The sequence below is a fragment of the Vibrio aquaticus genome (genome assembly GCF_003970385.1).
GTDB lineage: Bacteria > Pseudomonadota > Gammaproteobacteria > Enterobacterales > Vibrionaceae > Vibrio > Vibrio aquaticus.
Window position 1 is genome coordinate 1 of the sequence record NZ_RXZH01000046.1, and the last position, 891, is coordinate 891.

Here is an 891-nt window from a genome sequence, read left to right on the forward strand (position 1 = left end):
TTCAACGCGTCAAATGTGTTGTGGGTGAGAATGAGGTGATCAGGGAGTGAGTGCGTGAGTTAGGACGTGTGGAATGTGTGAAGAGAGTGTTTGACACAGTGGTGTATATGTATAGTGTAAATTCGAATGGAGTGTGGTGGAATTGACGTGTGGTAGTGGACAGTGGACGTGTAGTCGTTGGATGGAGAGATGATTGTGGAGTGGTATATTGCCACAGGGATTGAGAGTAATCCGGGTGTGTGTTGGTGGAGTAGTTGTACAGTGTGAGTGTATTGATGGATGTGTGACGAAGCGAGTGTTGATGTTGTTGATTTGTTTCGTCAGAAGTGGGAAGCGCCTCCGGGTGGGCTCGAACCACCAACCTTTCGGTTAACAGCCGAACGCGCTAACCGGTTGCGCCACGGAGGCGACATTCGTCGACCCCACACAGACCATACCACAACACAATACCAACTCACATCGCACACAACAACCAGCAACAAAACAAACACAATCACTAGCATGACCACCATTACACAAACACTGACACCAACTACAATACCAATTTCACACCACCAACACCAACACCAACACCAACACCACCACTAATCACCCACTCATCTAGTTCAGAATGCAGTCGAATCAGTCAGAGATTTGTTCCGACGAGTTTTGCATCGGTCTACATCGACACTGACTGGTCGTCAGGCAGTTGCATGGTAGACGTTTGAGTCCCTTGTTGGCAATATTCTGGTGATGAATTGCACTCGTGTGTCTTGTTCCCTATGTCCACATAGTGTGATCAGTTCGGTGATGATTGAGGAGCGTGTTTGCACGGAGAATTGGTTGGTATTCGCCAACTGCGTTGTCAAACAACATAGTGGAATTTCGAGTCTGACAGTTGATCAATTCAAC

The 891-nt window shown here is 47.5% G+C and carries 1 tRNA gene; it reads right to left on the reverse strand.

From position 1 onward, the window contains the following. Window positions 1-334: 334 nt before the first annotated feature. Window positions 335-408, reverse strand: a tRNA-Asn gene (locus EJ063_RS21815). Window positions 409-891: the final 483 nt, after the last annotated feature.